General features: G+C 59.9%; 19 protein-coding genes. 11 read left to right on the forward strand and 8 right to left on the reverse strand.

Going from position 1 to position 25,576, the window contains the following annotated elements; genetic code table 11:
• Positions 1-51: 51 nt before the first annotated feature.
• Together AB1E37_RS11470 and nhoA are read left to right on the forward strand one after the other, a co-directional pair.
• The gene (locus AB1E37_RS11470; RefSeq protein WP_032447623.1) at positions 52-1,707 is read left to right on the forward strand and encodes an iron ABC transporter permease; all 1,656 of its coding nucleotides are present in this window, start codon (positions 52-54) and stop codon (positions 1,705-1,707) included.
• A gap of 76 nt (positions 1,708-1,783) precedes the next feature.
• On the forward strand, positions 1,784-2,629 hold the full coding sequence (gene nhoA, locus AB1E37_RS11475; RefSeq protein ID WP_032447622.1) for an N-hydroxyarylamine O-acetyltransferase: 846 nt from the start codon (positions 1,784-1,786) through the stop codon (positions 2,627-2,629).
• A 1,021-nt stretch (positions 2,630-3,650) separates the two neighbouring features.
• Here nhoA and narI read toward each other — a convergent pair.
• The 6 genes from narI to AB1E37_RS11505 all read right to left on the reverse strand — a co-directional run bounded on the left by narI (position 3,651) and on the right by AB1E37_RS11505 (position 12,551).
• Positions 3,651-4,331: a respiratory nitrate reductase subunit gamma gene (gene narI / locus AB1E37_RS11480; protein WP_032447621.1), complete on the reverse strand. Its 681-nt coding sequence runs from the start codon at positions 4,329-4,331 to the stop codon at positions 3,651-3,653.
• Entirely contained in the window at positions 4,328-5,023 is a 696-nt protein-coding gene (gene narW, locus AB1E37_RS11485; RefSeq protein WP_002906547.1) for a nitrate reductase molybdenum cofactor assembly chaperone, read from the reverse strand. Before narW ends, narI begins: the two co-directional genes overlap by 4 nt.
• Positions 5,023-6,567 (reverse strand): nitrate reductase subunit beta, encoded by a 1,545-nt coding sequence (narH, locus tag AB1E37_RS11490; RefSeq protein WP_004148517.1) that lies wholly within the window; start codon positions 6,565-6,567, stop codon positions 5,023-5,025. The genes narW and narH overlap by 1 nt, the downstream gene beginning before the upstream one ends.
• On the reverse strand, positions 6,564-10,304 hold the full coding sequence (locus AB1E37_RS11495) for a nitrate reductase subunit alpha (RefSeq protein WP_032447620.1): 3,741 nt from the start codon (positions 10,302-10,304) through the stop codon (positions 6,564-6,566). Before AB1E37_RS11495 ends, narH begins: the two co-directional genes overlap by 4 nt.
• A gap of 114 nt (positions 10,305-10,418) precedes the next feature.
• Positions 10,419-11,801, reverse strand: coding sequence for a NarK family nitrate/nitrite MFS transporter (locus tag AB1E37_RS11500; protein ID WP_004151231.1), 1,383 nt, complete (start codon positions 11,799-11,801; stop codon positions 10,419-10,421).
• Between the two features lie 174 nt (positions 11,802-11,975).
• The gene (locus AB1E37_RS11505; RefSeq protein ID WP_032447618.1) at positions 11,976-12,551 is read right to left on the reverse strand and encodes a TetR family transcriptional regulator; all 576 of its coding nucleotides are present in this window, start codon (positions 12,549-12,551) and stop codon (positions 11,976-11,978) included.
• Positions 12,552-12,674: 123 nt separating this feature from the next.
• Here AB1E37_RS11505 and kmrA point away from each other — a divergent pair, with 123 nt between their 5' ends.
• Positions 12,675-14,174 (forward strand): efflux MFS transporter KmrA, encoded by a 1,500-nt coding sequence (kmrA, locus tag AB1E37_RS11510; RefSeq protein ID WP_004175980.1) that lies wholly within the window; start codon positions 12,675-12,677, stop codon positions 14,172-14,174.
• Here the strand turns inward: kmrA and AB1E37_RS11515 are convergent.
• Positions 14,169-15,059 (reverse strand): IclR family transcriptional regulator C-terminal domain-containing protein, encoded by an 891-nt coding sequence (locus tag AB1E37_RS11515; protein ID WP_020806255.1) that lies wholly within the window; start codon positions 15,057-15,059, stop codon positions 14,169-14,171. The two genes, kmrA and AB1E37_RS11515, sit on opposite strands and share 6 nt — an antisense overlap.
• Before the next feature lie 115 nt (positions 15,060-15,174).
• Here AB1E37_RS11515 and AB1E37_RS11520 point away from each other — a divergent pair, with 115 nt between their 5' ends.
• From AB1E37_RS11520 to benD, 7 genes are all read left to right on the forward strand, one after another.
• Complete coding sequence (locus AB1E37_RS11520) at positions 15,175-16,338, forward strand: muconate cycloisomerase family protein (protein ID WP_072143290.1); 1,164 nt, start codon at positions 15,175-15,177, stop codon at positions 16,336-16,338.
• A gap of 19 nt (positions 16,339-16,357) precedes the next feature.
• Positions 16,358-16,648, forward strand: a complete 291-nt coding sequence (gene catC / locus AB1E37_RS11525; protein ID WP_004180100.1) for a muconolactone Delta-isomerase — start codon at positions 16,358-16,360, stop codon at positions 16,646-16,648.
• Between the two features lie 66 nt (positions 16,649-16,714).
• Positions 16,715-17,641: a catechol 1,2-dioxygenase gene (catA, locus tag AB1E37_RS11530; protein ID WP_004175986.1), complete on the forward strand. Its 927-nt coding sequence runs from the start codon at positions 16,715-16,717 to the stop codon at positions 17,639-17,641.
• Positions 17,642-17,750: 109 nt separating this feature from the next.
• A complete protein-coding gene (locus AB1E37_RS11535) occupies positions 17,751-19,133 on the forward strand; it encodes a Rieske 2Fe-2S domain-containing protein (RefSeq protein WP_032436445.1) in 1,383 nt (460 codons plus the stop codon).
• Entirely contained in the window at positions 19,133-19,618 is a 486-nt protein-coding gene (gene benB, locus AB1E37_RS11540) for a benzoate 1,2-dioxygenase small subunit (protein ID WP_004175988.1), read from the forward strand. Before AB1E37_RS11535 ends, benB begins: the two co-directional genes overlap by 1 nt.
• A 9-nt stretch (positions 19,619-19,627) precedes the next feature.
• Positions 19,628-20,644, forward strand: coding sequence for a benzoate 1,2-dioxygenase electron transfer component BenC (benC, locus tag AB1E37_RS11545; protein ID WP_032447616.1), 1,017 nt, complete (start codon positions 19,628-19,630; stop codon positions 20,642-20,644).
• A gap of 9 nt (positions 20,645-20,653) precedes the next feature.
• Complete coding sequence (gene benD / locus AB1E37_RS11550) at positions 20,654-21,427, forward strand: benzoate diol dehydrogenase BenD (RefSeq protein ID WP_004143751.1); 774 nt, start codon at positions 20,654-20,656, stop codon at positions 21,425-21,427.
• On the opposite strand, the gene yddG is transcribed toward benD, so the two are convergent.
• Complete coding sequence (gene yddG / locus AB1E37_RS11555; protein ID WP_032447615.1) at positions 21,424-22,302, reverse strand: aromatic amino acid DMT transporter YddG; 879 nt, start codon at positions 22,300-22,302, stop codon at positions 21,424-21,426. The two genes, benD and yddG, sit on opposite strands and share 4 nt — an antisense overlap.
• 225 nt (positions 22,303-22,527) lie before the next feature.
• Between yddG and fdnG the strand changes: the two genes are divergently transcribed.
• The gene (gene fdnG, locus AB1E37_RS11560; RefSeq protein WP_087833487.1) at positions 22,528-25,575 is read left to right on the forward strand and encodes a formate dehydrogenase-N subunit alpha; all 3,048 of its coding nucleotides are present in this window, start codon (positions 22,528-22,530) and stop codon (positions 25,573-25,575) included.
• The last annotated feature ends 1 nt before the right edge of the window (position 25,576 follow it).

Below are 25,576 nucleotides of genomic sequence, written 5' to 3' on the forward strand. Positions count from 1 at the left end.
CCGTTTCTCCGGCGCTGGCCGCCGGAGGACCCTCAGCTTCAGGAACCGGTTGTGAAACAAACATTCCTTTCCGGCGCGACCCTTGCCGCCCTGGTGATGCTGGTCGCGTTACCGTTAGTGTTTATTCTGCTGCAGGCGATTTTTCCCCATTTTAGCGCCGGTTCGCTCGGGGACGCCTTTGGCGGCATCCCGGCGCTGCTGGCCGATCCTCAGCTGGCGGCGATGCTCGGCGGTACGCTGTGGATCGCCGCCGGCGTGGCGCTGGTCAGCGTAATGATTGGCCTGCCGCTCGGCATCCTGCGCGGTATGTTTTCGCTGCCGCTGCCCCGGCTGTGGGATCTCCTGTTTTTGATCCCCTTTCTGACGCCGCCCTATATCTCGGCGCTCTCCTGGATGCTGGCCCTGCAAAGCCAGGGCTATCTGCAGCAGCTGACCGGCTGGCAGCTGAACGATCTGCTGTTCAGCCGCAGCGGGATCGTGCTGGTGATGACCTTTAACATATTTCCGGTGGTCTACTTTGCCGTCTCCCGCAGCCTGCTGGCGAGCGGGACCCGGCTGGCGGTGGTCGCCCGCGTCCATGGCGCCAGCGCCTGGCGCGCCTTCTGGCACGTGACGCTACCGATGCTCTCTCCGGCGCTGGCGGCGGGGATGCTGCTGGCGTTTACCCTCGCCATCGAGGAGTTTGGCGTACCGGCGGCGCTGGGCAGCCGGGCGGGAGTGGTGATGCTGACGGTCGGTATTGAGAAAAAGCTGGCCGACTGGCCGGTGGATCTCCCTGGCGCCGCGCTATTGTCGCTGCTGCTGATGGCGGTGGCGTTGTTCGCCTGGTGGCTGCAAAGGCGGCTGGTGGGGGAGAAAGAGGTCACCAGCGTCACCGGTAAGCCGGGGGAGAACCACGGGGCATCGCTGGGCTGGATGACGCTGCCCGCCGTGCTGGCGATGGCGGCCGTCGGCGGCCTGGCGGTCGGCGTCCCCGCCGTCTCGATGATGCTCACCAGCGTGATGGGCACGCTCTCCGGTGGTGTGAGTGTTGAGAATGTCACGCTGCGTCATTTCGCGGCGCTGTTTGACCAGCAGGGAGATGCCCTTTCGGCCCTCGGCACCAGCCTGTCGCTGGCCCTGGGTTCGGCGCTAATCGTCGGCGCGTTGGGCCTGCTGGCCGCCTGGCTGGTGATGGTGCAGAAGATTAAAGGGCGCGGGATGGTGGACGCGCTGTCGCTGATGCCGGCGGCGCTGCCGGGCGTGGTGGTGGGGGTCGGTTTGATCCTGCTGTGGAATCAGCCCTTCTGGCCGCGCTCGCCCTATAACACGCTGTGGATGCTGCTGCTCTCCTATTGCTGCCTGCTGATGCCCTGGCCGGTGCGCTATGTCGGCAGCGCGCTGCGCCAGCTGGGCCCGAACCTTGAGCCCGCCGCCAGGGTGCACGGGGCGTCGCCACTGCAGGCGCTGCGGTTGATTGTCCTGCCGCTGGTCTTTCCGGCGCTGCTGGCGGCGATGCTGATGGTGTTCGCGGTGGCCTCCCGGGAGCTGGTGACCTCGCTGCTGCTCTCTCCGGCCGGTACGCAAACCGTGGCGGTGTTTATCTGGCGCCAGTTCGAACAGGGTTCCGTCGGTCAGGGCATGGCGATGGCCAGCCTGACGTTGTTGACCGGTCTGGTCCTGATGCTGACGGCGCTGGCGCTGATGCAGCGCCGCACGTGCGGTTAACGCTAAGCGCACAAAAAAGACGGTCGGCGCGGAAAAATAGGCTATAAATGTCGGACACCTACAGCTGGAGGCCCTGATGAGTCCCTTTTTACGCGCCTATTTTTCCCGTCTGAGCTGGACGGGTGAGCCTGATGTTTCCATTGATATCCTGCGGGAACTGCATCTGCAGCATAACAGCGCCATCCCCTTTGAAAACCTCGACGTCCTGCTGCCGCGTGAAATCCACCTTGACGATGGGGCGCTGGAAGAGAAGCTGATCGCCGCCCGCCGCGGGGGGTATTGTTTTGAACAGAATGGCCTGCTGGAGCGCGCGCTGCGCGAGATAGGCTTTAACGTCCGCAGCCTGCTGGGCCGCGTGGTGCTGGCCAACCCGCCGCAGATGCCGCCGCGTACTCACCGTCTGTTGCTGGTGGAGGTGGCGGGGGAGCGCTGGATCGCCGACGTCGGCTTCGGCGGCCAGACGCTGACCGCGCCGATCAAACTGCTGGCCGATATCCCACAGCAAACGCCGCACGGCAGCTATCGTCTGGTGCATGAAGGGGATGAGTGGACGCTGCAGTTCAACCATCACGAACACTGGCAGTCGATGTACCATTTCGATTTAGGCCGCCAGTATGCGTCTGATTATGTGATGGGCAACTTCTGGTCGGCGCACTGGCCGCAGTCCCACTTCCGTCACCATCTGCTGATGTGTCGTCATCTGCCGGACGGCGGCAAAATGACCCTCACCAACTTCCACTTTACCCACTGGGAGAATAACCATGTGGTGGAGAAGATCGATTTTGCCGATGTCTCCGCGCTGTATGAAGGGCTGCAGACCCGTTTCGGCCTGGGGGTGGACGATCCTAAACATGGCTTCAGCGAAGCGGCGCTGGCGGCGGTGATGGCGGCGTTCGCTACCCATCCGGAAGCCGGGAAGTAAATCTCCTCATGCCCGGCGGCGCTGCGCCTGCGCGGGCCTGCGAGGTATGAGCCTGTAAGAGGACCCTGTAGGCCGGGCAAGGCGTAGCCGCCACCCGGCGAAATTACAGGTACCGTGCCTGATATCTTGCCCGGCGGCGCTGCGCTTGCGCGGGCCTACGGGTATGAGCCTGTGAGAGGCCCCTGTAGGCCGGGCCAGGCGACAGCCGCCACCCGGCGAAATTACAGGTACCGTGCCTGATATCTTGCCCGGCGGCGCTGCGCTTGCGCGGGCCTGCGAGGTATGAGCCTGTGAGAGGCCCCTGTAGGCCGGGCAAGGCGTAGCCGCCACCCGGCGAAATTACAGGTACCGTGCCTGATATCTTGCCCGGCGGCGCTGCGCTTGTGCGAGTCTACGGGGTATGAGCCTGTAAGAGGACCCTGTAGACCGGGTAAGGCGACAGCCGCCACCCGGCGAAATTACAGGTACCGTGTCTGATATCTTGCCCGGCGGCGCTGCGCTTGCGCGGGCCTACGGGGTATGAGCCTGTGAGAGGACCCTGTAGGCCGGGTAAGGCGACAGCCGCCACCCGGCGAAATTACAGGTACCGTGCCTGATATCTTGCCCGGCGGCGCTGCGCTTGCGCGGGCCTACGAGGTATGAGCCTGTAAGAGGACCCTGTAGGCCGGGCAAGGCGACAGCCGCCACCCGGCGATACAGGTACCGTGCCTGATATCTTGCCCGGCGGCGCTGCGCTTGTGAGAGTCTACGGGGTATGAGCCTGTAAGAGGACCCTGTAGGCCGGGCAAGGCGACAGCCGCCACCCGGCGAAATTACAGGTACCGTGTTTGATACCTTGCCCGGCGGCGCTGCGCCTGCGCGGGCCTACGGGGTATGAGCCTGTGAGAGTCCCCTGTAGGCCGGATAAGGCGTAGCCGCCATCCGGCATAAAGCCTGGAGCCAGGTACGATAAATACCCGAACTTGGTGCGAAGGCCTCGTCCGGGCTACCGGTAAGGATGAATGGTAAACGCCGCCAGCGCTCAGCGCCGGGAGCGTACCACCTGGTAACGCCGGGTGAAATACTCCACCGGCGCGCTCCAGACGTGAACCAGGCGGGTGAAGGGGAAGATCAGAAAGATGGTCATTCCGAGCACCAGGTGGACGCGGTAAATCCATGCGACACCGTCCAGATGCGCCGAGGCGCCGCCGTGGAAGGTGACCACCGCCTGCGCCCAGTCCACCAGCTTGAGCATTTCGCTGCCGTCCGGATGCTGGGCGGAGAAGGGGATGGTTGTCAGCCCCAGCGCGCACTGAATCAGCAGAATGCACAGGATCAAAATATCCGCGGTCGTGGAGGTGGCGCGAATTCGCGGGTTGGTCAGGCGGCGCATCAGCAGGCCGATACCGCCTGCCAGGGTCAGCACGCCGCAGATGCCGCCAAGGATCATGGCCATCAGCTGCTTCTGGGACATCGGCAGGAACCACGAGTAGACCCAGTGTGGGGTTAGCATGCCAAAGAGATGGCCAAAGAAGATGCCGAGAATGCCGATATGAAATAAGTTCGACCATAGCACCATCCCGCGCTTATCCAGCATCTGGCTGGATGAGGCGCGCCAAGTATACTGCCCGTAATCGTAGCGCAGCCAGCTGCCCACCAGAAAGACGGTGCCGCACAGGTAAGGGTAGATATCGTAAAAGAAGACGTTCAGATACTGGATCATTTCGGGCCTCCGGCGCGGATGTCAACGTACTGCGGCGCCACATCCTGACTAAAGCGTCGTTGATAAGCTTGCATCGACGAGCTATCGCAAGCGGTCGCATTATCTTCGATAAACTTCACCTGCTCTTCTTCCCACACGGCGTCCAGCGCCTGACGGGTATCGTCGCGCTTTTCTCCCGCCACCTGTTTTGTGACACTGTCACTGGTGAGCGGGCTTTTCGCCAGCGCCAGCAGGGCGTCAAACAGCTGGTAGTACGGGCAGGCTCGCTGCTTAAGACGGCCGCCGATCAGCGCCAGAATCGGCGCGATATTCTGCAGCCCCTCCCGAGCCTCCGCGGGAGGTAGAATACTGAGATACTCCAGATACAGCGGCAGATGGTCGGGCAGCTCGCGACAATCGATCTGCAGACCCGCCTGCTGATACTGATTCATCAGGTCGACCATCGCCTGGCCGCGGTCGCGGGATTCGGCATGCACATGTTCAAACAGCAGCAGCGAGGTGGCGCGCCCGCGCTCGAATACCTCGCACCATTCGGCCTGGCGATCCAACAGCGGAGCCGTCAACAGCTCACCGACAAACGGCGTCAGGGAAGGGACATCGGCCCTGATCAGCGCCAGGGCGTCGTCGCGGTTCTCCCACAGTAACTCGTCGGGGTACTCCAGCAGCAGACCGATCACTTTCAGGATCCGCATCACTCGCCCTCCCCATGCTTACGCACGCCGCTGACGTCGATGGCGTCGATCCGCCGGCTGTTAAACAGGTTGAATTTCGTATCTGACCCGTGGCAGCCATCGCCGAAGGTAAAGCCGCAGCCGTTACGTTCCGGAAAGGCATCCTCCGCCAGTTCGCGATGGCTGGTGGGGATCACGAAGCGGTCTTCGTAGTTGGCGATCGCCAGATAGCGATACATCTCTTCGACCTGCTCAACGCTGAGGCCCACCTCTTCAATGGCGCGGGTATCGGTGACGCCCTCGACGGTTTGCGAGCGCTTGTAGTGGCGCATCGCCATCATCCGTTTCAGCGCGCGCAAGACCGGTCCGGTATCGCCGGCGCTCAGCAGATTCGCCAGGTATTGCACCGGGATGCGCAGACTCTCAACCGCCGGCAGGATGTTGCCGTTGCTCGGTAAGCCGCCGGCGTCGGCAACCGACTGGATCGGCGACAGGGGCGGCACGTACCAGACCATCGGCAGGGTGCGATACTCCGGATGCAGCGGCAGGGCCAGCTTCCAGTCCATCGCCAGCTTATATACCGGAGACTTCTGCGCCGCCTCAATGACGTTGTGCGGGATCCCTTGCTTTAGCGCTTCCTCGATGACCGCCGGATCGTTTGGATTAAGGAACACCTCGCACTGGCGCTCATAGAGGTCGGTTTCATGTTCGGTACTGGCCGCCTCTTCAATGCGGTCGGCGTCATACAGCAGTACGCCAAGATAGCGGATGCGCCCGACGCAGGTTTCTGAGCAGACCGTTGGCTGCCCGGACTCAATGCGCGGATAGCAGAAGATGCATTTTTCCGACTTACCGCTCTTCCAGTTAAAGTAGATTTTTTTGTACGGGCAGCCGCTGATGCACATCCGCCAGCCGCGGCATTTGTCCTGATCGATCAGTACGATGCCATCTTCCTCACGCTTGTAGATGGCGCCGCTCGGGCAGGTGGCCACGCAGCTCGGGTTGAGGCAGTGCTCGCACAGGCGCGGGAGATACATCATGAAGGTATTTTCGAACTGGCCGTACATCTCTTTTTGCATGGCTTCGAAGTTACGGTCGCGGGCGCGTTTCTCGAATTCGCCGCCGAGCAGCTCCTCCCAGTTCGGGCCCCAGTTAATCTTATCCATACGCTCGCCACTGATCAGCGAGCGCGGGCGGGCGGTCGGCAGATATTTGCCCTCCGGCGCGTTGTGCAGGTGCTGGTAGTCGTAGGTAAAGGGTTCGTAGTAATCGTCGATCGCCGGCAGCACCGGGTTGGCGAAAATCTTCGATAACACGCTGACCCGATTGCCGAGGCGGGGCGTCAGCTTACCGCTAATGCCGCGGATCCAGCCGCCTTGCCACTGATCCTGGTCCTCCCAGTTTTTGGGGTAGCCAATACCCGGTTTGGTCTCCACGTTATTGAACCACGCGTACTCCATGCCTTCGCGGCTGCTCCAGACGTTTTTACAGGTGACCGAGCAGGTGTGACAGCCGATGCATTTGTCCAGATTCAGCACCATTCCAACCTGAGAACGGATTTTCATTTTTTCGCCTCCTGTACCTGATCGCGACCTTCGTCATCCAGCCAGGCAATATTCTTCATTTTGCGGATCATGATGAACTCGTCGCGGTTCGATCCGACGGTGCCGTAGTAGTTAAAGCCATAGGCCAGCTGGGCGTAGCCGCCAATCATGTGCGTTGGCTTCGGACAGACGCGGGTTACCGAGTTATGAATGCCGCCGCGACGACCGGTCACTTCCGAACCCGGGATATTCATAATCCGTTCCTGAGCGTGGTACATCATGGTCATCCCCGGCGGCACCCGCTGGCTCACCACCGCCCGCGCGGTGAGAGCCCCGTTGGCGTTGAACGCTTCAATCCAGTCGTTATCTTCAATGCCCAGCTCTTTCGCGTCGGTTTCGCTAAGCCAGACGATCGGCCCGCCGCGCGACAGCGTCAGCATCAGCAGGTTTTCGCTATAGGTTGAGTGGATCCCCCACTTCTGGTGCGGCGTCAGGAAATTCAGCGCTTTTTCCGGAAAGCCGTTTGGCGGCACGGCCTTCATCTGGCTGACGCTGCGGGTATCAATGGGCGGGCGATAGGCTACCAGGCTTTCGCCGAAGGCGCGCATCCACGGATGGTCCTGATACAACTGCTGGCGGCCGGAGAGGGTGCGCCATGGGATCAGCTCATGCACGTTGGTATAACCGGCATTGTAGGAGACGTGCTCGCTTTCCAGTCCGGACCACGTCGGGCTGGAGATAATTTTGCGCGGCTGCGCCTGAATATCGCGAAAGCGGATCTTCTCATCCTCTTTATTGAGCGCCAGATGGGTATGATCGCGGCCGGTAAACTCTCCCAGCGCCTGCCAGGCTTTCACCGCCACCTGGCCGTTGGTTTCCGGCGCGAGGCTGAGAATAACTTCGGAGGCGTCAATGGCGCTGTCGATCCGCGGCCGGCCTTCGGCCGGACCGTCGGGCTTGACGTAGTTAAGCTTGCCGAGGAAATCGACTTCGCTTTGCGTATTCCACGCAATGCCTTTCCCGCCGTTGCCGAGCTTATCGAGCAGCGGGCCGAGAGAGGTGAAGCGGTCCCAGGTGGCCGGGTAGTCGCGTTCCACCAGGGCAATCGACGGTGCGGTTTTGCCTGGAATGAGATCGCATTCGCCTTTGCGCCAGTCAAGCACCTCGAACGGCTGCGACAGTTCGCCGGGGGAATCATGCTGCAGTGGGACCAGCACCACATCGGTCTCTTTGCCAAGATGGCCGACGCAGACCTGCGAGAAGGATTTAGCGATATCCTTGTAGATCTCCCAGTCGCTTTTCGCCTCCCAGGCCGGGTCGACGGCGGCGGAGAGCGGGTGGATAAACGGGTGCATGTCCGAGGTGTTCATATCGTCTTTTTCATACCAGGTGGCGGTCGGCAGGACAATATCGGAGAAGAGACAGGTACTGGACATGCGGAAATCGAGGGTCACCAGCAGGTCGAGTTTGCCCTCAATCGCTGCGGTCTGCCACTCGACTTCCTCAGGTTTTACCTCATCGCTGGCGCCCAGTTCATCACCCTGAATACCACTGTCGGTCCCGAGCAGGTATTTCAACATGTACTCATGCCCCTTACCGGACGATCCCAGCAGGTTTGAGCGCCAGATAAACAGGTTGCGCGGATGGTTTTTGCCGCTATCCGGCTGCTCGGCGGCAAAGCGAATATCGCCTGATTTTAACGACTGGACGGTGAACTCCGCGGGGGAGAGCCCGGCGGCCTCGGCCTGCTGCTTAATGGTCAGCGGGTTGACGTTGAGCTGGGGCGCAGAAGGTAACCAGCCCATCCGTTCCGCACGGACGTTGAAGTCGATAAGGCTGCCGCTAAATTTGCTGGCGTCGGCCAGCGGCGACAGCAGCTCCTGCGCGGTCAGTTTTTCGTAGCGCCACTGGCTGGCGTGGTTGTAGAAATAAGAGGTACTGTTCATCTGCCGCGGCGGACGACTCCAGTCCAGGGCGAACGCCAGCGGCAGCCAGCCGGTCTGCGGGCGCAGTTTCTCCTGACCGACATAGTGCGACCAGCCGCCGCCGCTCTGGCCGACGCAGCCGCAGAATACCAGCAGATTAATCATCCCGCGGTAGTTCATATCCATGTGGTACCAGTGGTTCACCCCGGCGCCGAGGATAATCATTGAGCGGCCGTGGGTCTTATGCGCCGTATCGGCAAACTCGCGGGCGATTTGTTCGATATGTTGACGCGGTACGCCGGTGATCTGCTCCGCCCATGCCGGGGTATAGGCTTTGACCTCGGCGAAATCCTTCGCCGCATTGACATCGTCAAGCCCGCGATCCAGACCGTAGTTGGCCAGAATCAGGTCATAGACGCTGACCACCAGGCCGCTTTCGCCACTGGCCAGCGTCAGCTGTTTAGCCGGTAGCGGGTGAAGGGTCACCGGTGACTGCGCTACGCTGCGAAAATGCGGGTTTTCGTTGCCGCCAAAGTAGGGGAAGCCCACCGACACCACGCTGTCGCGAATATCCAGCAGCGACAGCTTAAGCTCGACATCTTTGCCGTCTGCCCGTTGTTCGAGATTCCATTTGCCTTTTTCGCCCCAGCGAAAGCCGATGGAGCCGTTCGGCGCCACCAGTTCGCCGTCGCTGTTATAAGCCACGGTTTTCCATTCCGGGTTATTACTTTCTCCGAGACCGTCAAGCAGGTCGGAAGCACGCAGCATACGGCCCGGCGTATAGCTGCCGTCGTCGCGCGGCTCGAGTATCACCAGCATCGGCATGTCGGTGTAGGTCCGGCAGTAGTTGAGAAAGTAATCGCTCGGGTTATCGAGGTGGAAGGCTTTGAGGATCACATGGCCCATGGCCATCGCCAGCGCGCTGTCGGTGCCTTGCTTCGGCGCCAGCCACTGGTCGCAGAGCTTAGCGACTTCCGAATAGTCCGGCGTGATGGCGATAGTTTTGGTGCCTTTGTAGCGCACTTCGGTAAAGAAGTGGGCGTCCGGGGTTCGGGTCTGCGGCACGTTGGAGCCCCAGGCAATAATGTAGCTGGAGTTGTACCAGTCGGCCGATTCCGGCACGTCGGTCTGTTCGCCCCAGGTCATCGGCGAGGCGGGGGGCAGATCGCAGTACCAGTCATAAAAGCTCAGGCAGGTGCCGCCAATCAACGATAAATAGCGAGTGCCCGCGGCGTAGGAGACCATCGACATCGCCGGGATCGGCGAGAAGCCGGCGACGCGGTCCGGGCCATAGTGTTTGATGGTCCAGACGTTGGCGGCGGCGATGAGCTGGTTCAGCTCTTTCCAGCTGGAGCGGACAAAACCGCCTTTGCCGCGCGCCGCTTTATAGCTGCGGGTTTTTGCCGGATCCTGCATGATGCTATCCCATGCCAGCACCGGGTCGGGATGCTTCGCCAGGGCTTCGCGCCACAGCTCAATCAGTCGTTTACGCGCCAGCGGGTACTTCAGGCGGTTGGCGCTGTAGAGATACCAGGAGTAGCTGGCGCCGCGCGGGCAGCCGCGCGGTTCGTGATTTGGCAGATCCGGCCGGGTGCGCGGATAATCGGTCTGCTGGGTTTCCCAGGTAACGAGACCGTTTTTGACGTAAATTTTCCAGCTGCAGGAGCCGGTGCAGTTCACACCGTGCGTGGAGCGGACAATTTTGTCGAACTGCCAGCGTTGACGGTAGCTATCTTCCCAGTCACGGTTGTTGTTGTAGACCTGGCCGTGGCCGTTGGCAAAGGTCTCGCCCTTCTGCTTAAAGTAGCGAAAGCGATCCAGAAGTTTACTCATGACATTTCTCCTGCTCCGATGATGTCCGGCATCGTGCCACCCGGCCGGATGAGCGAACGAACTCGTAAGGCCGGATAAGGCGTAAGCCGCTATCCGGCAGATAAATCGTTATGGTTAAGCGGGTTTACGGCGGCCGTAGACCAGCCAGGTTACCAGCACGCAAACCACATAGAAGACAAAAAAGACTTTCATCGCGCCAACCGGTGAGCCGGTCATCGCCAGCGAGGTGCCGAAGGCTTTCGGAATAAAGAAGCCGCCGATGGCGCCGATCGCCGAGATAAAGCCCAGCGCGGCAGCGGTATCGGTGACCGCCTCGTGCTGCGCTTCTTCATCGCTGCCGCCGCGCTGTTTTACGCTGTCGATGGTGAGCTGGCGGAAGATGACGGCGATCATCTGGAAGGTGGAGCCGCTTCCCAGACCGGCGGTTAAAAAGAGCCCCATAAACACCACGTAGAAAGCGAGAAAGCTGCCGGAGCCGCTGCCTGGCAGGGTCAGAAACAGCAGGCCGGTAAACAGCGCCATCAGGACGAAGTTAACCAGCGTCACCCGCACGCCGCCGAGACGGTCGGAGATGATCCCGCCGAACGAGCGCGCCAGCGCGCCGATGAACGGTCCAAAGAAGGCGAGCTTGAGGATATCGACCGCGGGAAACTGGGTTTTCGCCAGCATGGCAAAGCCGGCGGAAAAGCCGATGAACGAGCCAAACGTCGCCAGATAGAGCAGGCTTAACAGCCACATATGCGGTCGCTTGAGCACGGGAAGCTGATCGCGAATCGAGGCCTTTGAACCGGCGATATCGTTCATGCCGAACCATGCCGCGACGGTGGCGAGCAGCAGCAGCGGTACCCAGACGAGCGCCGCATTACTCAGGGTGATTGTCGAACCATCGGGCTGGGTGACGCCATGGACGCCGAGAAAGGTGAAGAGCGGCAGGAAGATGACCGCCGGGGCGACCATCTGCATCACGCTTACGCCCAGATTGCCAAGGCCGCCGTTGACTCCCAGCGCGCTGCCCTGTTTCGCTTTGGGGAAAAAGAAACTGATATTTCCCATGCTGGAAGCAAAATTCGCTCCGGCAAAACCGCACAGCAGCGCAATAATAATAAATACCCAGAACGGAGTAGTAATATTCTGGATTGCCACCCCTAACCAAATACAAGGCACGATCAGGATAACGGTACTTAATACGGTCCAGTAGCGCCCGCCAAAAAGGGGTACCATAAAGGAGTAGGGGACCCGTAATATCGCGCCGGAAAGTGAAGGCAGGGCGGTTAATAAAAAAAGCTGGTCGGTGGTGAAATGAAAACCGACCTTATTGAGATTCACCGCTACGGCGCTGAATAACATCCATACGCAGAAAGCAAGCAGCAGGCAGGCCACTGATATCCATAGATTTCTTCGCGCAATGGCTTGGCCTTTATTTTCCCAGAACGCCTTGTTTTCAGGCCGCCAGTTGTTCAAAAGGTAATGATTATCTTTATCATTCTGCACCGACATATTGCCCTCTACTTGCCCGGAAAGGAGTAAATAAATAAGGTCAACAGCTGAATACAAGGGGATAGTGAATAACGCTTAATTTGCGTTATCTATGAAGCGTAGATAAAAAAAACGTGCTGACAGAGAGCACGTGGTAAGCGTAGCGGAATTAATTGTTACTAAATGTAAATATGCCTAAAACAACTCCAGCGTAATCATCTTATTTACATAGCGGCTAAACGCCGCCTCATCCAGGGCCTGCGCGTCCAGCGCATAAATCCCGTCGAGGCCGCACACCAGGGCGATAAAGCGCCAGGCGATATCCGCCGCAGGCTCAGCCGACCGAAATTCGCCGCTGGTGAGGCCCTGCTCGATGATGGCGACGGTCTCGGCATGCCACATATTCATGGTCAGCAGGTAGGCCGCTTTGATGTCCGGATCGCTGTCGGCCAGCACCTGGCCTTCGCGCCACAGGCGGATATAGGGTTCCAGTCGGCCATCCTCGCTGCCGATCATCGAGAACAAGCGCTCGCGCCAGCTGGCGTCCTCAGCCACCAGCGGCATGTCGAGCATCTCGCGGATCAGACGGATGAAAACCTGCGCTTTCAGCTCGCCGATGGAGGTGAAGTGGTGGTGCAGCTGCCCGGCGGCCACCTGGGCTTCGCGGGCGATCTGCCGCACGGTCATGGCGGCAAAGCCGCCGCGCAGCGCCAGGCGCATGGCGGCCTGCATAATCCCTTCCCGTCGCGCATCACGTTGTAAATAGTGCATAGAACCCCGCTGTCATCTGGCTTTGGCCGAGTGTAACAAATAGTTGGACATGTGTTCAACAATCCGGCAGGATCGCCATCCTGGACGTGTGTCCAATATTCAATATTGATTGAGGTACAAGCTATGTCACGGCAATGGATGACGCTGATGGCGATTTTGCTGGTTTATATTCCGGTGGCGATTGACGCTACGGTGTTGCATGTGGCCGCGCCGACCCTCAGCGTGGCGCTGGGTAGCAGCGGCAATGAGCTGTTGTGGATCATTGATATCTACTCATTAGTGATGGCCGGGATGGTGCTTCCGATGGGCGCCCTTGGCGATAAGATCGGCTTTAAGCGCCTGCTGCTGCTCGGCAGCGCCATTTTTGGCATCGCCTCGCTGTGCGCCGCGCTGTCGCCGACGGCCATGACGCTGATTGCCTCACGCGCTTTGCTGGCGGTGGGGGCGGCGATGATCGTCCCGGCGACGCTGGCCGGGATCCGCAGCACCTTTGCCGAGGCCAGCCAGCGCAATATGGCGCTGGGGCTGTGGGCAGCGGTCGGCTCCGGCGGCGCGGCCTTCGGCCCGCTGGTGGGCGGTATCCTGCTGGAGCATTTCTACTGGGGGTCGGTGTTCCTGATCAATGTGCCGATCGTGCTGGTGGTTATCGCGATTAATGCGAAAGTGGTGCCGCGCCAGCCCGCGCGCCGCGAACAGCCGCTCAATCTACTGCAGGCGCTCGTTTTGATTGCCGCGATCCTGATGCTGGTGTTTAGCGCGAAATCGGCGCTGAAGGGCCAGCTGGCGCTGTGGCTCACCGCGCTGGTGGCGCTCGGCGGGGCGGCGATGTTAACCTGGTTTATCCGCAAGCAGCTGTCGGCGGCCCGCCCGATGGTGGATATGCGCCTGTTCACCCATCGCATAATCTTAAGCGGGGTGATGATGGCGATGACGGCCCTGATTACCCTGGTCGGTTTTGAGCTGCTGATGGCCCAGGAGCTGCAGTTTGTGCACCAGAAAACGCCGTTCGAGGCGGGGATATTTATGCTGCCGGTAATGGTGGCCAGCGGCTTCAGCGGCCCGATTGCCGGCCTGCTGGTGTCGCGGCTTGGGCTGCGCGAGGTGGCGACCGGCGGGATGCTGCTCAGCGCCTTCAGCTTTCTCGGCCTGGCGTTGACCGATTTCAGTACCCAGCAGTGGCTGGCCTGGGGGCTGATGACGCTGCTGGGCTTTAGCGTGGCCAGCGCGCTGCTGGCCTCCAGTTCCGCGATTATGGCGGCAGCGCCGAAGGAGAAAGCGGCGGCCGCGGGGGCGATTGAAACCATGGCCTATGAGCTGGGCGCCGGTCTCGGCATAGCGCTGTTCGGCCTGATCCTGACCCGCAGCTACAGCGCCTCTATTGCGCTGCCGTCTGGCCTGAGTGGCGCCATGGCGCAGCAGGCGGCGTCATCGATTGGCGAGGCGGTGAGTCTGTCCCAGGCGCTGCCCGCCGGGGTGGCGCAGGCGCTGATGGCGGCGGCGAAGACGGCTTTTATTCAGGCTCATAGCCTGGTGCTGGCGACGGCGGGTGTATTGCTTCTGCTGCTGGCCGCCGGGATCTGGCGCAGCCTCGCCACCGTGGCGAAACCGCAGTCGGCGCTATAGCTGCAGCGACAGATCCATCGCCGCGCGCCGTAGCGGAGCGAGGGCCTTCTCTTTTAACGCCGCGGCGCAGACCGTCGCGGCAGGTACCCCGACATTCAGGGCGGCCACCACCTGACCGTGACGCGACAGCACGGGTACCGCCAGCGAGCACAAGCCTACCTCGATCTGCCGGTCGGCGAGGGCATAGCCCTGCATGCGCACCCGAGCGATCTCTGCACGTAAACCGGACAAATCGCACAGGGTATGCGGAGTGTAGCGAATAAGCGTAGCTCGTGACAACGTCACTTCCAGCTGTTCCTCCGGCAGCGCGCTCAGCAACACCCGCCCCATCGACGTGGCCCACGCCGGCAGGCGGCTGCCGCGCCCCAGATCGATGCTCAGTAAATTATTGACCGCCGCGCGTGCAATATAGAGCACGTTATCCCCGTCGAGCGTCGCCGCCGAACAGGATTCGCCGAGCGCTTTGCCAAGATTATCCAGCGCCGTCTGCGCCACCTTGGCCAGCGGCGTGCCTGCCAGATAGGCGTGGCCGACGGCCAGCACCCGGGGGAGCAGTTCATAGCTACGGCCATCCGGACTGTGCACCATGCCCAGCGCGGCGAGGGTATACAAACAGCGGCGTACCGCCGCGCGCGAGATTTGCGTTTTCTGGCTGAGCTGGGAAATGGTCAGCCGCTGGCGCTGGGGGGTGAAGGCGTTAAGGACCTCCAGCCCGCGGGCCAGAGATAGCATAAAGTTAGGGTCGTGCTCGGCCTGCCTGGCGCTCAGCGTATTGGGGATATTGTCGCTCATCGCATCCTTCTCCGTTGCAGCGTAAAGCTCACGGCAGATCACTATACCTTGCGCAAAATGGGGCGCGCTGAATTGTGCCGGTTTTACCACCACGATCACATTAATAACCGTCTTTTAACAAACGCGTCGATAATCGCACAACATTTCGATTATCGCCGTTGACCATCCGCCAGGCTGAACCCTATTGTCAATGGCACAGACCCCCGTTATGGATGTGGGTACAAAAAGTTATATATCTCATCAGGAACAGAAAATGACTGCCACCGTAGAGCAAATCGAGAGCTGGATTGTGGATGTCCCGACCATCCGGCCGCATAAATTGTCGATGACCACCATGGGCTGCCAGTCGCTGGTGATTGTGCGCCTTACCCGTTCCGACGGCATCTGCGGCATCGGCGAAGCCACCACCATCGGCGGCTTGAGCTATGGCGTTGAGAGCCCCGAGGCCATCTCGTCGGCGATCACCCATTATCTGACGCCGCTGTTGAAAGGGCAGCCGGCCGATAACCTGAATGCGCTGACCGCCCGTATGAACGGCGCCATTAAAGGCAACACCTTTGCGAAGTCCGCCATCGAAACCGCGCTGCTCGACGCCCAGGGCAAAGCCTTAGGTCTGCCGGTATCAGCCCTGCTCGGCGGCGCGCTGCAAACGGCGTTGCCGGTGCTGTGGACCTTAGCCAGCGGCGATACCGCGAAAGATATCGCTGAAGGAGAAAAACTGTTGGCCGAAGGCCGCCACCGGGCGTTCAAACTGAAGATCGGCGCGCGTGAACTCGCCACCGACCTGCGTCATACCCGCGCCATCGTTGAAGCGTTAGGCGACCGCGCCAGCATCCGTGTCGACGTCAACCAGGCCTGGGACGCCGCCACCGGCGCGAAAGGCTGCCGCGAACTGGCGGCGATGGGCGTCGATCTTATCGAACAGCCGGTCAGCGCCCACGATAATGCCGCCCTGGTGCGGTTAAGCCAGCAAATTGAAACCGCGATCCTCGCGGATGAAGCGGTCGCGACCGCTTACGATGGTTATCAGCTGGCGCAGCAGGGCTTTACCGGCGCTTACGCGCTGAAAATCGCCAAAGCCGGGGGGCCGAACAGTGTGCTGGCGCTGGCCCGCGTCGCGCAGGCGGCAGGGATTGGCCTGTACGGCGGCACCATGCTGGAAGGCACCGTAGGGACCGTGGCTTCTCTGCACGCCTGGTCGACGCTGCCGCTGCAGTGGGGTACCGAGATGTTCGGCCCGCTGTTGCTGAAAGACGATATTGTCAGCGTGCCGCTCACCTTTGCCGACGGTCAGGTGGCCCTGCCGCAAACGCCGGGCCTTGGCGTCGAGCTGGATGAAGACAAACTGCATTTTTATACCCGCCAGCCGTAGCGGGGAACAGGAGAAAAAAATGTTATTTAAAGTGGAGATGACCGTCAATATTCCGCCTGGCTTTCCCGCCAACGAGGCGGAGGAAATAAAAAAACGCGAAAAAGCCTATTCGCAACAATTACAGCGGGAAGGCAAATGGCGGCATATCTGGCGCGTTGCCGGCCTTTATGCCAACGTCAGTATTTTCGATGTTCAAGATGCCGAAGAATTGCATCAAATATTAATGGGATTGCCGCTATATCCCTTTATGGCGATAAAAGTGGAAGCCCTCTGTCGTCATCCGTCATCAATTCGCGATGACGATCGCTAATAATAATATCTGACCTCACGCCGGTATTACCGGCGTATACCCTGCAAAATATAAGAGAGAACCAGTATGAGTAATGTATTCGTACAACAACCAGCTATTCAAAAATTATTACGCGACAGTGCCGGATTAGATGTTGCCGGCGGCGATGAACGTTTTAAGGCGATTATTCATCGTCTGCTGGAAAATATCTGCACGCTCATCGACGACTATAACGTTACGGAAGAAGAGTTCTGGCACGCGGTAAACTATTTGCACGAGCTGGGCGGGCGCCAGGAGGCGGCGCTGCTGGCGGCGGGTCTGGGACTGGAGCATTTCCTCGATCTGCGCCAGGACGCCATCGACGCGGCAGCGCATCGGGAAACCGGCACCCCGCGCACCATCGAAGGGCCGCTGTACGTGGCTAATGCGCCGCTGGCCGAGGGTCACGCCCGCATGGATGACGGCGCCGACGCCGGAGAAGTGATGTGGCTGCACGGTGAAGTCAAAGACACCGAAGGTCGGCCAGTGGCCAACGCTATTGTTGATATCTGGCACGCCAACACCCTCGGAAATTATTCCTTCTTCGACCCAGGCCAGAGTGAGTACAACCTGCGCCGGCGGATCCGCACCGGCGCCGATGGCCGCTACAGCGTGCGCAGCATCATGCCCTCCGGCTACGGCTGCCCGCCGGATGGCCCAACCCAGAAACTGCTGGACAGACTGGGTCGCCACGGCAACCGTCCGGCGCACATTCACTTTTTCGTCTCCGCGCCGGGTCATAAACATCTGACCAGCCAGATTAACCTCAATGGCGATAAATACCTGTGGGACGATTTTGCCTTTGCCACCCGCGACGGCCTGATTGCCGATCCGGTAAAAGTGACCGACCGCGAGATCATCGCGCAGCGCAATCTTGAGGGAGAGCACACCGAGGTTTGTTTTGATTTCACCCTGTGTAAAGCGCTGAGCGCCGACGAAGAGCAGCGCGGGATCCGCGTGCGCGCCAAAGAGTAAGCGGCATTATCGGCCCCGGGCACGCTACTGCCCGGGCCAGATATTGCACTCGAAAACGAAGAATTCACCCTGTTTCTTTCATCCTGAATCCTGCAGGAGGGACCGACTCATGCAAAAAACGCTCTCGACGCTCAAAGACAAAATCAATAATGCCTTAGTTGTCGACCGTGAAAATCATATTTACCGTTGCCACCGCTCTATATTTACCGACCAGCAGTTATTTGATTTTGAAATGAAACATATCTTCGAAGGAAATTGGGTTTTTCTTGCCCATGAAAGCCAGATTGCCGAGCCGGGAGATTATTATACCCTGACGCTGGGACGGCAGCCGGTTATTATTACTCGCGATAAAAAGAATGAGCTGCACGCGCTAATTAACAGCTGCGCTCACCGCGGCGCCATGTTATGTCGACGCAAAACCGGAAATAAAAATTCGTTTACCTGTCCGTTTCACGGCTGGACCTTCAGCAATAACGGCAAATTATTAAAGGCCAAAGATGAGAGCACCGGCGCCTATCCTGAAACCTTCAAACATGAAGGGTCTCACGATCTGCAAAAATTGCCGCGTTTTCAGTCTTACCGCGGTTTCTTATTCGGTAGCCTCAAGGCCGACGTGCAGCCGCTGGAGGCCTATCTCGGGGAAACCTGCAAGATTATCGACCTGATCGTCGACCAGGCGCCGGAGGGGCTCGAGGTACTCAAGGGTTCGTCGAGCTATGTATATGAGGGCAACTGGAAACTGGGCGCGGAAAACGGCGCCGATGGCTATCACGTCAGCGTGGTGCACTGGAACTACGCCTCAACCATGTCACGCCGCAACTATGAAGCGGAAGGGACGCACACGGTGGATGCCAACGGTTGGTCAAAAAGCCTCGGCGGCGGCTATGGATTTGATAACGGCCATATGCTGTTGTGGACCCGGGCGCTCAACCCGGAAGTGCGCCCGGTCTATGCCCACCGCGAACGGCTGCAGGCGGAATTTGGCGAACGCCGTGCCGACCAGATGGTCAACGAAACCCGCAACCTGTGCCTGTACCCCAATGTCTACCTGATGGATCAGTTCTCGACGCAAATCCGCGTGATCCGCCCCATTGCGGTGGATAAAACCGAAGTCACCATCTGGTGCTTTGCGCCGAAAGGGGAATCCGACCAGGCCAGAGCGCTGCGTATCCGCCAGTACGAGGATTTCTTTAACGTCAGTGGGATGGGGACGCCGGACGACCTCGAAGAGTTCAGCGCCTGTCAGCGCGGCTATCTCGGCGAAAATCTGCCATGGAGCGACCTCAGCCGTGGCGCGCTGCGCTGGGTCGATGGCGCGGATGAGCATGCGCAACATGCCGGCTTTTCGCCGCGGTTAAGCGGGGTAAAATCGGAGGACGAAGCGCTGTACATCGCCCATCACCACCACTGGCAGACGCTGATGCTGGCGGCCATTGAACAGGAACAACAGCGTTACGACCAGTCCATTACCCAGCGCGTGGAGGTGGCCTGATGCTTAACCTCGAACAGGTTCGCCAGTTTCTCTACTACGAAGCCCGTCTGCTGGACGATCGTCAGTGGGACGAATGGCTCAGCTGCTACAGCCCGCAGGTGGTCTACTGGATGCCGGCGTGGGGCGACGATGACCAGCTGACCCGCGACCCGCAAAAAGAGATTTCGCTTATCTACTACCCCAACCGCGAAGGGCTGGAGGATCGCGTCTACCGCATTAAAACCGAGCGCTCCGGGGCCAGCACGCCAGAGCCGCGGACCACCCATATCATCAGCAACGTTGAGCTGCTGGGCGAAAGCGACGAGGGTCTGGAGGTGCGTTACAGCTGGGTCACCTGGAGCCATCGCTATCAGCACACGGATGCCTATTTTGGCTCTACCTGCTGCACGCTAATCGAACAGGACGGCAGACCGCAAATCATCCGTAAAACTGTGCGCCTGAATAACGACTATATCCGTCAGGTGATTGACGTTTACCACATTTAAGAGGCGCTTATGACCTTCAATATTGCTCTTAATTTTGAGGACGGCATTACCCGCTTTATTCAATGCCATGCCGGAGAGAAAGTCCTGGATGCCGCCTATCGCCAGAGGGTGAATCTGCCGATGGATTGCTCGGACGGCGTTTGCGGTACCTGCAAATGCCACTGCGCCAGCGGTGAGTACGACCTGGGCGAAGATTATCTCGACGAGGCGTTAAGCGACGACGAAGCGCAGGCCCGTCAGGTGCTGACCTGTCAGATGGTCCCGACCAGCGACTGCGTGATCGATGTGCCGGTGGCCGCCGCACAGTGTAAAACCGCGCTGACCAACACCGGGGCGCAGGTGCGGCAGGTGAATTTACTGTCCGATACCGCCATCGAACTGGTGGTCGCCCTCGATGAGCCGCTGGCCTTCCTGCCGGGGCAGTACGTCAACATTCAGGTGCCGGGCACGCTTCATGTCCGCGCCTACTCATTCAGCTCGCTGCCGGGTTCTCTCGAAGGGCGTTTTCTGATCCGTAACGTGCCTGGCGGGATGATGAGCCAGTGGTTAACCCAGCGGGCGCGGCCCGGCGATCGTCTTACCCTCAGCGGCCCGATGGGCAGCTTCTATCTGCGCCACGGCGAACGTCCGCTGCTGATGCTGGCGGGCGGTACCGGCCTGGCGCCGCTGCTCTCCATGCTCCATACCCTGCAGACACAGGGCAGACAGCGTCCGGTGATGCTGCTGTACGGTGTTACTCGTGACTGCGATCTGGTGAAAACCGACGCGCTGGATACCTTTACTCAACAGTTGACGGGGTATCGTTGGCTACCGGTGGTGGCCGATGAAAACAGCACTTGCCCGCAGCGCGGCTTTGTCACCGACTATCTCGACGACGCGATGCTGAACAACGGCGACGTGGACATCTATCTCTGCGGCCCGCCGCCGATGGTTAACGCGGTTGCCACGGCGTTGCGCGACCGCGGGATCACCCCGGCGGGGTTCTGGTATGAGAAATTTATCGCCAGCCAGAGCGCGGCGGCATAAGGAGGCAAAATGCGTTTTACCGATAAAGTCGTCGTCATCACCGGCGCGGCGCAGGGCATTGGCCGCCAGACGGCGGAGCAGGCGGCTGCAGAAGGCGCGGCTCTGCTGCTCATCGATCGCTCGTCATACGTCCATGAGCTGGCGGCGACGCTGGCGCAATCCGGCTGTCTGGTGCTGGCGCTGGAGGCGGATCTGGAAGCGTGGGAAAGTACCGAGCAGGCGTTTGCCGCCGGGGTCGCTCATTTTGGCCGTATCGACGTGCTGATCAACAACGTTGGGGGCACCATCTGGGCGCGCCCCTTTGCCGAATACCAGCCGGAGCAGATTGAGAAAGAGATCCGTCGCTCGCTGTTCCCCACGCTATGGGGCTGCCGCGCGGCGCTGCCATGGATGCTGAAGCAGGGCAAAGGCAGCATCGTCAACATTTCGTCGGTGGCGACGGCGGGAGTGAATCGGGTGCCGTACTCGGCGGCGAAAGGCGGCGTTAACGCGCTGACCCGGTCGATTGCCATGGAGTACAGCGGCAGCGGTATTCGGATTAACGCCGTGGCCCCGGGCGGGACCGAGGCGCCGCCGCGCCTGACGCCGCGTAACGAAGAGCAGCCGAGCGAGCAGGAAAAGGCGTGGTATCAGCAGGTCGTCGATCAGACGGTGGCGAGCAGTCTGCTGCACCGGTACGGCACGCTGGCGGAACAGGCGAATGCGATCCTGTTTCTCGCCAGCGATGAGGCCAGCTATATCACCGGCGTGACGCTGCCGGTAGCCGGAGGCGATCTCGGCTAACGGCGGGTGGCGTACCAGCAGAGCAGGGAGCCGAGACATACCATCCCGGCCCCCTGCCAGAAGGACCACGACAGGGTCGCACTCAGCAGGATCGCCGCCAGCGCAGAGGAGAGCACCGGCGTGAAGTAGGAGGCCGCCGCCAGCAGGCTGACGTTGCCGTGCAGGATGCCAACGTTCCACGCCGCGTAGGCCAGCCCCAGCGCCACGGAGACCGTCATCAGCTTAATGACCACCGGCCAGCTAAACAGCATCGGCGGCTGGTCGCTGGCGAGAAATTTCAGCCATAGCGTCAGGGCGGTTAACAGGACGAACAGCGTAATGGCGTTTTTACCGCGGGCATATTTGGCCGTCACCGTGCAGTAGGCGGCCCAGATAAACGCCCCGACAAAGGCCAGCAGATAGCTAAGCGGGCTGGAAATGACGTTACTGATAATCTCATCGGTCTGTAGCCCATGCTCACCGCCCAACACCCAGCCAACGCCCAGCAGGGCGAGAATCAGGCCGGGGATCACCAGCCAGCTGCTTTTCTGGCCATTAAAGAGAATGGCGAATAAAATCGTCAGGCTGGGCCACAAGTAATTGACCATTCCCACCTCAATGGCCTGCTGGCGGCTGGCGGCATAGCCCAGCGACAGCGCGAGGCAGATTTCATAGCTGACAAACAGCACGCTGCCGGCCAGCAGATAGCGACGCGGGATCTGGCGCAGGTTGGGAAAGCCGACGGTAAAGATCAGCAGCAGGCCGCTAAGGCTGTAAATCATCGCCGCGCCGCCGACCGCTCCCAGTCCTTCGCTGACGCCGCGAATCAATCCGACAATCGTGCTCCATAAGATAATGGCGGCGAAGCCGATCGTCGTGGCTCTCTTTTTCTCCATGCTTTTCCTGATGGTTACGCAAATGCAGCCGGCATATATATCATCTTTTTATCGGTGAGGGGCGAAATTTTCCGCCGTTGCTAACCCTTAGGGATTAGCGAAAATGGCCAGGGCTGGCGATTAAGGGGGCGAAGGTTTTCCTCCTTGATTTGACGCAAATTTTCCCGGGATTTTGCTGTTAGTTTCCTCCGCGCGATGAATCAACATCCTGCATGGAGGAATGCAATGGACGTCAGCCGCAGAAAGTTCTTTAAGATCTGCGCAGGCGGTATGGCCGGAACCACCGCCGCCGCCCTGGGCTTTGCCCCTAAAATGGCGCTGGCTCAGGCACGCAATTTCAAATTGCTGCGTGCGAAAGAGATCCGCAACACCTGCACTTACTGCTCCGTGGGCTGCGGGCTATTAATGTATAGCCTCGGCGACGGTGCGAAAAACGTCAAAGAAGCGATCTACCATATCGAAGGGGACCCGGACCATCCGGTGAGCCGCGGCGCGCTGTGCCCGAAAGGGGCAGGCCTGCTGGACTATGTCCACAGCGAAAACCGTCTGCGTTATCCGCAATACCGCGCCCCGGGCTCGGATAAATGGCAGCGCATCTCGTGGGATGAAGCCTTTAACCGCATCGCCCGACTGATGAAAGCCGACCGCGACGCCAACTTTATTGAAAAGAACGAACAGGGCGTGACGGTTAACCGCTGGCTTTCCACCGGCATGCTGTGCGCCTCGGCGGCAAGCAATGAGACCGGCATGCTAACGCAAAAATTTGTGCGATCGCTGGGTATGCTGGCGGTAGACAACCAGGCGCGCGTCTGACACGGACCAACGGTAGCAAGTCTTGCTCCAACATTTGGTCGCGGTGCGATGACCAACCACTGGGTGGATATCAAAAACGCCAACGTCGTGGTGGTGATGGGCGGTAACGCTGCCGAAGCCCATCCGGTGGGTTTCCGCTGGGCGATGGAGGCGAAAAACAATAACGACGCCACGCTGATCGTCGTCGACCCGCGCTTTACGCGCACCGCGTCGGTGGCCGATATCTATGCGCCGATTCGTTCCGGTACCGACATTACCTTCCTGTCGGGCGTGCTGCTGTACCTGATCGAAAACAATAAGATCAATGCCGAGTACGTTAAGCATTACACCAATGCCAGCCTGCTGGTGCGGGATGATTTTGCCTTCGAAGAGGGGCTGTTCAGCGGCTACGATGCGGAAAAACGCCAGTACGATAAATCGTCCTGGAACTACCAGTTCGATGAAAACGGCTACGCCAAACGCGATGAAACGCTCACCCACCCGCGCTGCGTGTGGAATCTGCTGAAGCAGCACGTTTCCCGTTACACGCCCGAGGTGGTCGAAAACATCTGCGGTACGCCGAAAGCGGACTTCCTTAAAGTGTGCGACGTGCTGGCCTCAACCAGCGCCGCGGACCGCACCACCACCTTTCTGTATGCCCTGGGCTGGACGCAGCACACCGTCGGCGCGCAGAACATCCGTACCATGGCGATGATCCAGCTGCTGCTCGGCAATATGGGGATGGCCGGCGGCGGCGTCAACGCCCTGCGCGGCCACTCTAATATTCAGGGGCTGACCGATTTGGGCCTGCTGTCGACCAGTCTGCCGGGCTATTTGACGCTGCCATCGGACAAACAGACCGATCTGCATAGCTACCTCAGCGCCAACACGCCGAAGGCGACCTTGCCCGAGCAGGTGAACTACTGGAGCAACTACCCGAAATTCTTCGTTAGCCTGATGAAATCCTTCTACGGCGAGGCGGCGCAAAAAGAGAACGACTGGGGCTTTGAGTGGTTACCGAAGTGGGACCAGGCTTACGACGTTATCAAATACTTCAACATGATGGATAACGGCAACGTCACCGGCTATATCTGCCAGGGCTTTAACCCGGTTGCCTCCTTCCCGGATAAAAACAAAGTGGTTCGCAGCCTCAGCAAGCTGAAATATATGGTGGTTATCGACCCGCTGGTGACCGAAACCTCGACCTTCTGGCAGAACCACGGCGAGTCTAATGATGTCGACCCGTCGGCGATTCAGACCGAAGTCTTCCGTCTGCCGTCGACCTGCTTTGCCGAAGAGGACGGTTCGATCGCCAACTCCGGCCGCTGGCTGCAGTGGCACTGGAAAGGTCAGGATGCCCCAGGTGAAGCGCGCAATGATGGCGAAATCCTTGCCGGGATTTACCATCGCCTGCGCGAACTGTACCGCACCGAAGGCGGGAAGGGCGCGGAACCCCTGCTGAAGATGAGCTGGCGCTACAAGCAGCCGGACCATCCGGAATCGGAAGAGGTGGCAAAAGAGAACAACGGCTACGCGCTGGCGGATCTCTACGATCAAAATGGCACTTTGCTGGCGAAAAAAGGCCAACTGCTCAATAGCTTCGCGCTGCTGCGCGATGACGGCAGCACCGCGTCGTCTTGCTGGATCTATACCGGCAGCTGGACCGAGCAGGGTAACCAGATGGCGAATCGTGATAACGCCGATCCTTCGGGCCTGGGCAATACGCTGGGATGGGCCTGGGCATGGCCGCTCAATCGTCGGGTGCTGTACAACCGCGCTTCGGCCGATATCAACGGCAAGCCCTGGGATGCGAAGCGGATGCTGATCCAGTGGAACGGCAGCAAGTGGGTCGGGAATGATATTCCGGACTTCAATACCGCGCCGCCAGGGAGCAAAACCGGGCCGTTTATCATGCAGCAGGAGGGGCTGGGTCGCCTGTTTGCGCTCGATAAACTGGCGGAAGGGCCGTTCCCGGAGCACTACGAGCCGATGGAAACCCCGCTTGGCACTAACCCGCTGCACCCGAAGGTGGTCTCCAGCCCGGTGGTGCGGTTGTATGAAGAGGACGCCATTCGCTTAGGTAAGAAGGATAAATTCCCGTATGTCGGGACCACCTATCGTCTGACCGAGCATTTCCACACCTGGACCAAGCATGCGTTGCTCAATTCCATCGCGCAGCCGGAACAGTTTGTCGAAATCAGCGAAGGGCTGGCGAAAAGCAAAGGTATCGCTAACGGCGATTGGGTGAAAGTCAGCAGCAAGCGCGGCTTCATTCGCGCGGTTGCCGTGGTGACTCGCCGACTGCGCACGCTGAACGTCAACGGCCAGCAGGTGGAGACCGTCGGGATCCCGCTGCACTGGGGTTTTGAAGGCGTGGCCCGCAAAGGCTACATCGCCAACACCCTGACGCCTAACGTTGGCGATTCCAACTCGCAAACGCCGGAATACAAGGCGTTCCTGGTCAACATCGAGAAAGCGTAAG

The organism is Klebsiella sp. Shm-1 (assembly GCF_040804525.1).
GTDB classification, from domain to species: Bacteria; Pseudomonadota; Gammaproteobacteria; order Enterobacterales; family Enterobacteriaceae; genus Klebsiella; species Klebsiella pneumoniae.

Bases quoted from the DNA above. Each gene is read 5' to 3' on its own strand.
- benC (WP_032447616.1), top strand. From the start codon at position 19,628: ATGACCTTCAATATTGCTCTTAATTTTGAGGACGGCATTACCCGCTTT.
- AB1E37_RS11520 (WP_072143290.1), top strand. From the start codon at position 15,175: ATGGATGTGGGTACAAAAAGTTATATATCTCATCAGGAACAGAAAATG.
- AB1E37_RS11505 (WP_032447618.1), bottom strand. From the start codon at position 12,551: ATGCACTATTTACAACGTGATGCGCGACGGGAAGGGATTATGCAGGCC.
- kmrA (WP_004175980.1), top strand. From the start codon at position 12,675: ATGTCACGGCAATGGATGACGCTGATGGCGATTTTGCTGGTTTATATT.
- catC (WP_004180100.1), top strand. From the start codon at position 16,358: ATGTTATTTAAAGTGGAGATGACCGTCAATATTCCGCCTGGCTTTCCC.
- AB1E37_RS11495 (WP_032447620.1), bottom strand. From the start codon at position 10,304: ATGAGTAAACTTCTGGATCGCTTTCGCTACTTTAAGCAGAAGGGCGAG.
- narW (WP_002906547.1), bottom strand. From the start codon at position 5,023: ATGCGGATCCTGAAAGTGATCGGTCTGCTGCTGGAGTACCCCGACGAG.
- nhoA (WP_032447622.1), top strand. From the start codon at position 1,784: ATGAGTCCCTTTTTACGCGCCTATTTTTCCCGTCTGAGCTGGACGGGT.
- benD (WP_004143751.1), top strand. From the start codon at position 20,654: ATGCGTTTTACCGATAAAGTCGTCGTCATCACCGGCGCGGCGCAGGGC.
- narH (WP_004148517.1), bottom strand. From the start codon at position 6,567: ATGAAAATCCGTTCTCAGGTTGGAATGGTGCTGAATCTGGACAAATGC.
- yddG (WP_032447615.1), bottom strand. From the start codon at position 22,302: ATGGAGAAAAAGAGAGCCACGACGATCGGCTTCGCCGCCATTATCTTA.
- AB1E37_RS11500 (WP_004151231.1), bottom strand. From the start codon at position 11,801: ATGTCGGTGCAGAATGATAAAGATAATCATTACCTTTTGAACAACTGG.
- AB1E37_RS11535 (WP_032436445.1), top strand. From the start codon at position 17,751: ATGCAAAAAACGCTCTCGACGCTCAAAGACAAAATCAATAATGCCTTA.
- catA (WP_004175986.1), top strand. From the start codon at position 16,715: ATGAGTAATGTATTCGTACAACAACCAGCTATTCAAAAATTATTACGC.
- narI (WP_032447621.1), bottom strand. From the start codon at position 4,331: ATGATCCAGTATCTGAACGTCTTCTTTTACGATATCTACCCTTACCTG.
- benB (WP_004175988.1), top strand. From the start codon at position 19,133: ATGCTTAACCTCGAACAGGTTCGCCAGTTTCTCTACTACGAAGCCCGT.